The organism is Winogradskyella sp. KYW1333, from assembly GCF_003335675.1.
Lineage (GTDB): Bacteria > Bacteroidota > Bacteroidia > Flavobacteriales > Flavobacteriaceae > Winogradskyella.
The window spans coordinates 235,601-241,657 of record NZ_QPHL01000014.1 but is presented as its reverse complement, the minus strand read 5'-3'; the positions used below and the strand labels follow the sequence as shown (position 1 = coordinate 241,657).

General features: G+C 33.5%; 4 protein-coding genes and 1 pseudogene. 1 reads left to right on the top strand and 4 read right to left on the bottom strand.

Going from position 1 to position 6,057, the window contains the following annotated elements; translation table 11 throughout:
* The 3 genes and pseudogenes from DUZ96_RS05640 to DUZ96_RS05630 all read right to left on the bottom strand — a co-directional run.
* A pseudogene (locus DUZ96_RS05640) lies at positions 1-2,483 on the bottom strand (CUB protein); the annotation flags it as partial.
* A 108-nt stretch (positions 2,484-2,591) separates the two neighbouring features.
* Positions 2,592-3,419, bottom strand: a complete 828-nt coding sequence (locus tag DUZ96_RS05635; RefSeq protein WP_114300970.1) for an ABC transporter permease — start codon at positions 3,417-3,419, stop codon at positions 2,592-2,594.
* 47 nt (positions 3,420-3,466) lie between these two features.
* Complete coding sequence (locus DUZ96_RS05630) at positions 3,467-4,363, bottom strand: ABC transporter ATP-binding protein (RefSeq protein WP_114300969.1); 897 nt, start codon at positions 4,361-4,363, stop codon at positions 3,467-3,469.
* Positions 4,364-4,476: 113 nt separating this feature from the next.
* On the opposite strand from DUZ96_RS05630, the gene DUZ96_RS05625 reads away from it, so the two are divergent.
* Complete coding sequence (locus DUZ96_RS05625; RefSeq protein ID WP_114300968.1) at positions 4,477-5,538, top strand: hypothetical protein; 1,062 nt, start codon at positions 4,477-4,479, stop codon at positions 5,536-5,538.
* A gap of 3 nt (positions 5,539-5,541) precedes the next feature.
* On the opposite strand, the gene DUZ96_RS05620 is transcribed toward DUZ96_RS05625, so the two are convergent.
* Positions 5,542-6,057, bottom strand: coding sequence for an IS1096 element passenger TnpR family protein (locus tag DUZ96_RS05620; RefSeq protein WP_114300967.1), 516 nt, complete (start codon positions 6,055-6,057; stop codon positions 5,542-5,544).

Genomic DNA, 6,057 nt, shown 5'->3' with positions numbered 1-6,057 from the left:
CCGTCCGCATCGGATAGCTGAAAGCTTGTGAAACCGTCTTCCTGTCCATCGTCGTCGCATGCGGTAAGGCTGGCATCGTTAGTTTCGGTTAGGCTTACCTCCAAAGATACCTCGCAGAAATCGAAACATCCTGTTGAAGGATTAGTAATACGAGCGATGATCACCTGAGGATTGACAAAGTTCTCAAAGGCATCGCCTTCGATTGGGTTGGACTCAGTATCTGCATCCGCTTGGGAGAGATAGTAATCCACGTTTACCTGAGGGTTGCCACCCGTAATATCATCGAGGAGCTGGTTGATATTGAAAACGGTAAAGCCTTCTGGTATGCCATCCTCATCGCACTGCAACACAGAAACATCATTGGCTTCTGGAATAGGATTAACTATTAAATTGAATGCTCTTGTTCTAAAACATGCGGAATTTAATGTGTTTTCAGCTCTTATAAATATTGTTTCATTGAATGCATCAGTATTAATGTAATTTAAAGCAACAGGCGCATTGCCTATATCCGCATCATTTTGAGTATTATGAAATGTTACATTTATTTGAGACTCATCTTGTTGGCCAAGTATATTTGGAATTAACGTATTCAAATCAATTTCTGCAATACCATCTGTTGGATCACCAAAATTGTCACAAAATATTTCATCATTAATATCTGCGATTTGCGGTGTGTCAAATACATCAATTTCAAATGAATTGATATCAAAACAATTGGTATTATTAATATTGTCTACTCTTACATAAATGGTTTGTGGATTAGATATATTAGTATAAGGCAAAGAAATTTCATTTTCTTTATTTGTTGCATCATCTAAAGATTCGTAATAGCCAACAATAAAACTTTGAGTGTCTTGATTAAGTAGAGCTTCTTGATTTTTATCAGTAAAAAGAAATTCGGTGACACCATCATTAAAGTTATCATCACACAGTGTTACATCAGTTAATGGATTAGCAACAGGAATCTCAAAAATTCCAACCACAGCACTGCCTTCAATTGGGCATTCACCATTATTAGGTTCAATAAAAACTTCATAGAATCCAGGTGTATCTACAAATAATTCTGCTTGATTATTTCCGGCAATAGGTACGCCGTTAAATGACCATACATAGTCAGCACCAAGTAAATCGTCTGCTTGTAATGTGTAAGAATCTCCTGTACATAGTCTCAGCTCTGTGGTACTTATACCATTCCTTATAATATCGGTTTGAGAATTAAATAATGACTGAATAAAAGGTGGTAATCCGATCCTACTTGTATTTAGACCAAGAGGATTTGTACTTAAAAACACACCTTGCTCATTATATATTATATCATTTCCATCTGCTTCTGGGTTTTCAATTACACCTAAGTAACGAGAAACATTATTGTCACCTACAAAGCTGAATTGTGCTCTGTATATTCTTCTATCTATACCAAGTTGTAATGCACCTGCACTAATCGTATTTGATGTGTGTATAACTTGCAGAGAATTAGGGATATCAGCACTTTCTAAATCCCATTGAAGAACTTGGCTAGTACCACCACCACCAGGCCCAAAACCAATGGTAGCATATGCTTTTCTATTTTCTGCCGAGAATTCTACACCATATGGACTATTATTATTTTGGGCACTATAAATTTCTAATGGATTTGAGACAACTCCAGTGTCATTATTAAAATCAAATAAATAAATACCACCACCGGCATCTTCATTAAGAATCGTTGATTCTCCGAAATTTGCTGAAATAAGTTTGGTGCCATCAGGAGAGGCTTTTAAATAGCCTAAAGCATTTCGTCTATACCCTTCAACCGGAATATTTGGTCCAACTGTAGATGTTACTGGAGTGGTGTTTACACCATTTTCATCTATTTTAAAGGCGTAAAAGGTATCTCCAAAATGAGTCAAGACCCAAAATGAAGAGCAATCATCTGCTCTTACAGCTGTAATTTTTTCAGAACATTTTAGTTCGCTTTCAAGCTGATTTGTTGGGTCATATGTTACTAATGGAACATTTTTTTCTGTTGCATCAACAGCACCCAATCCACCATCATCTAGAATATTAATTCTAGAATACATAAAGCCATCATTGATGCCATCATTAGCACTCATGGTAGGAAATGCTGACGTATTGTTATGATGTGGTTCGTCAACTGTGAATAAATAATAAAAAGTAGGATCTTGGGGTTTTGGAACAATAAGACCAGATGATGTACTTGAATCGTCACCTTTCAGACCAGTACCATTAAGCATTACTTGATGGTTTCTGTTCCAAATTGTACTACCGTCAGAATAGAATAATAAATTACCATCCTCATCTGAAATGGAAGTACAACCTTCCAACGTACTTAATTGTCCATCTGTTACTGCAGTTACAGTACCTAAATCGGCATCAAAACGTACACCAGCATTTTGGCCAAAGTACCAAAAGGAAGCTTCATTTTGAGCTAATAATGTTGCACAAATAAATAGAAATAAAAATAGTGAACTTATTCTCTTCATAACATCTTTGGTGTGCAAAGCACAATAACATACTATTTAATTAAAAGAACTTAAAACTCTAGTTTTTAGTATGTCGAATTTTATAGCAATCAATAGCTATCAAAGATATTATAAATCTCTCTTTTTTAATAATCGATAGGATAAAAATATAAAAAGCGCCGTCCAGCCTAAAACTACAACTATTTCATACCAATGCACAGCATAGTCATAGGCAATATCTGTTTTCTCTGGAAACTTTGTCATTACTATTCGTTGAATAGGTTGATCTATAAGTTTATACATAGACTCTAAAGGAAGAAGGTTCTTCACCTTAAACGCATTGTCAGCACTACCTAGTGCCTCATATGCTCCCCAAAATATTAACCATTCAAATATGTATAATACAAATAAAAATCCTAGTGCAAATGCCGAGCGCTTTAATAACATTCCAAAAAATAGACATAAACTAAAGAAGCCAACAAGTTTAACAAAATAGGCTAATAAGAACTCGACTTCTCTAAATATAATAACTACTTCGGTATAGCTAGAATAGTATAGGCCAATTAAAAATGTAGCTAGACCAATTAAGACTGTAGCACATAATGAGAAGAAAATAATTGTATAAAACTTAGACATTATGAATTCCTTTTTACTTAGGCCATCAATGAGGTTTTGTTTAAGTGTTTTATTACTGTATTCATTACCAATCATACTCACAACTACAATAGCAAAAAAGAACTTAAAGTACGAAGCAAAGAATGTAGTGATATGCCAAATTATTGGAAAGTTAAAGATGCCTAACTCACCAAGTTCTAAGGTAAAAAAACCAAAGAAATTTATCTTAATTGAGGATAATACTAAAACGGTAAACGGTAATATAAATGATACAAAAATTAAGACGCGACTTACTTTATTAAGCCATAATTTTTGGAGTTCTAATTGTATAAGTCGAAACATATTTTGATTGGTTTACTTCAACTGAATTGAAGCTGTTTTTTAATTGTTTATTGGTCGTCGGTTAATTGTAAAAACTGCTCTTCTAAGCTTTCTTTGCGTTTAACTAAATGTGATAGTGTAATACCTTTTTCAAACATCAGTTTATTAAAGTCTGAGGCCGACATTGGTTCCTTTAAAAATGCAGTTATTAGGTCTTCTTCAACTTTTACATTGCCAAAGTTTTCATGAGTTTCAAGTAAATTGCAAAGCTCATCATGTTTTTCTGATTTTAATTCAAAGAATCCGTGACTGCTTATCATTTCATCTACACGACCAGAATATAATTTCTCACCCTTTCTAAGTACTACAACATGCGAACATACTTTCTCTACTTCGTCTAATAAATGTGATGCTAATAAAATAGTTGTTCCGTCTTTTGCAATGCCCTTTATTATCTGACGTATCTGATGAATGCCTTGAGGGTCCAAGCCGTTTGTGGGTTCATCAAGAATTAAAATTTCAGGGTCATTTAGAAGGGCAGAGGCTATCGCTAAACGCTGTTTCATACCTAGTGAATAGGTTCTGAACTTATGGTTTTTACGATCAAAAAGGCCAACAATTTCTAATTTCTCTGCTATTTTACTTTCATCTACCCCTTTAATTTTACAAACTAATTTTAGGTTTTGTTCAGCAGTCATATAAGGGTAAAAATTAGGGCGTTCTATAATCGCACCAACTTGTTTTAAAGCATCATGGGTTGATGTATTTCCATCAAACCAGTGAAAGTCTCCACTTGTTTTATTTACTACGTTAAGTACTATACCTAATGTGGTTGATTTACCACTACCATTTGGTCCAAGTATGCCATAAACATTCCCTTTGTTAATTGTGAAACTTAAATCTTTAACGGCTGTTAAATACCCGAATTTTTTAGTAAGATTATTGATTGATAAGATTGGTTCCAATGTATGATTGATTTTAGTACTGAAAAAACATCAGTAAAAGTTGGTTATGAAGGTAAGACGATTGAAGTATTTTTTTGTTACAAAAATTTAAATAAAAGGATTAAATTTAGCTAATGGCAGACGATATAAAAATATCAAAGAAGAAACCTTCTTTTCCTGTATCTGAAAACTTAAATGCGTATCTCTCTGAGTATAGAAGAAACATCGAATTACCTATTTTATATTCGGATTTATTACGTTTTCAAGGTTCCGTAATTGTTTATGATGATAATGATGAGGACACGCTTTGGATAAGAGTATATTATAATGATTCGGATAGAATAGAAATTGATCTTAGTTTAAAAAAAGTGTATTCTTATTTGGTTTCTGATGGTGGAGACTGGATATTAAAATATCTCAATGTAGATGCCATTGATTATTGTACATTCGGAAATTCTAAACCATTTAGAATTAAGGTTAGAAATATACTTAATGACAACTATACATATTTCTATGTAAAAAAGGCTGATGCATCGAGAATTTATGGCTTAGAAATAGAGCACATGTTATCACCATACAGTCTTAATTTTTTGGTTTGCGAGGACACACTAATTGAGGAGCATATTGCTGGAATACCTGGTGATGAATTCATTAAAAATAGTCTAGACGATCGCACGGAAATGGAAAAGGCGCAAATAGCAAAAGAGTTTATTAAGTTTAATGAGCGTTGCACAATTACATTATTAGGTGATATGCGGTCTTATAATTATGTAATTATACCAATTCATGATTTTGACCAGGTCATTTTTAAGATTAGGGCAATAGATTTTGATCAGCAGTCATATGAAGGAAAATTAAAAATATATATGCCACAGTTTTTTAAAGAGAACTTTAAGATGGTAAAAATGGTTCAAGGTAAAATTCAAGAAGAATCTATTGAGCAATATAAAATTGAAGAACGATCAATAGTAGCTAAGCGTATTATTAGTTGCAGGAATAGACTGAATGCCCTATTAAAATGTATGAAGTCTGATCAAATTTCGAACAAAAAAAACGTGAATAATTTAAAGGAAGAAATCTATAATTACTCGCATGACAAAAATTTTAGAAAATGCGCATCAATGGGCGAAATTGTGAAAGTTATCTTGGATTTTGTGAAGCGAAATTATGAGAATGTGAGTACTAGTAAATTGTAACCGTTAGTTCCAATTTTCATCAAAGTCTAAGTCACTATAATTGTCCACATCAACATCATTTTCAAATTCATCAAAAGCATCATCAGATTGTGCTTCAAAAGTTTTGTCTGGAGCCTCATCAGGTATTTGTCCGTGAACAAACATTAGGTTTGGATAATCTGTACCCTCCGCTTCATCTACGATTTCAGCAAGTTCTACATAAAAGGTCCACATACTTAAAAAGTCATAAACATAAATAAGTTTCGGCGAAGCTTCGTGCACTACATCTTTAATAATGGTCTGTCCCATTACCATAACTTCATTGCCAGCCTCACTCATATCAAACATGGCAATCTCTTCGCCTTGGTTCCACTCATCATCACTGATGTAAAAAGAAGCCATTTCCAAACCTTCGAAACCAAAAGATTGTGTAATGATATTGTGAAGATCTTCCATGGTGTCTGTTTCACGAATTTCTAAATCACGGAAAACATCTTCTTCGGTGTCATTATCTAATACGACTCTAAATCTGTAAATCAT

Excerpts from the sequence above, each read along its gene's own strand:
- DUZ96_RS05625 (WP_114300968.1), top strand. The coding sequence starts at position 4,477 with ATGGCAGACGATATAAAAATATCAAAGAAGAAACCTTCTTTTCCTGTA.
- DUZ96_RS05635 (WP_114300970.1), bottom strand. The coding sequence starts at position 3,419 with ATGTTTCGACTTATACAATTAGAACTCCAAAAATTATGGCTTAATAAA.
- DUZ96_RS05620 (WP_114300967.1), bottom strand. The coding sequence starts at position 6,057 with ATGATTTACAGATTTAGAGTCGTATTAGATAATGACACCGAAGAAGAT.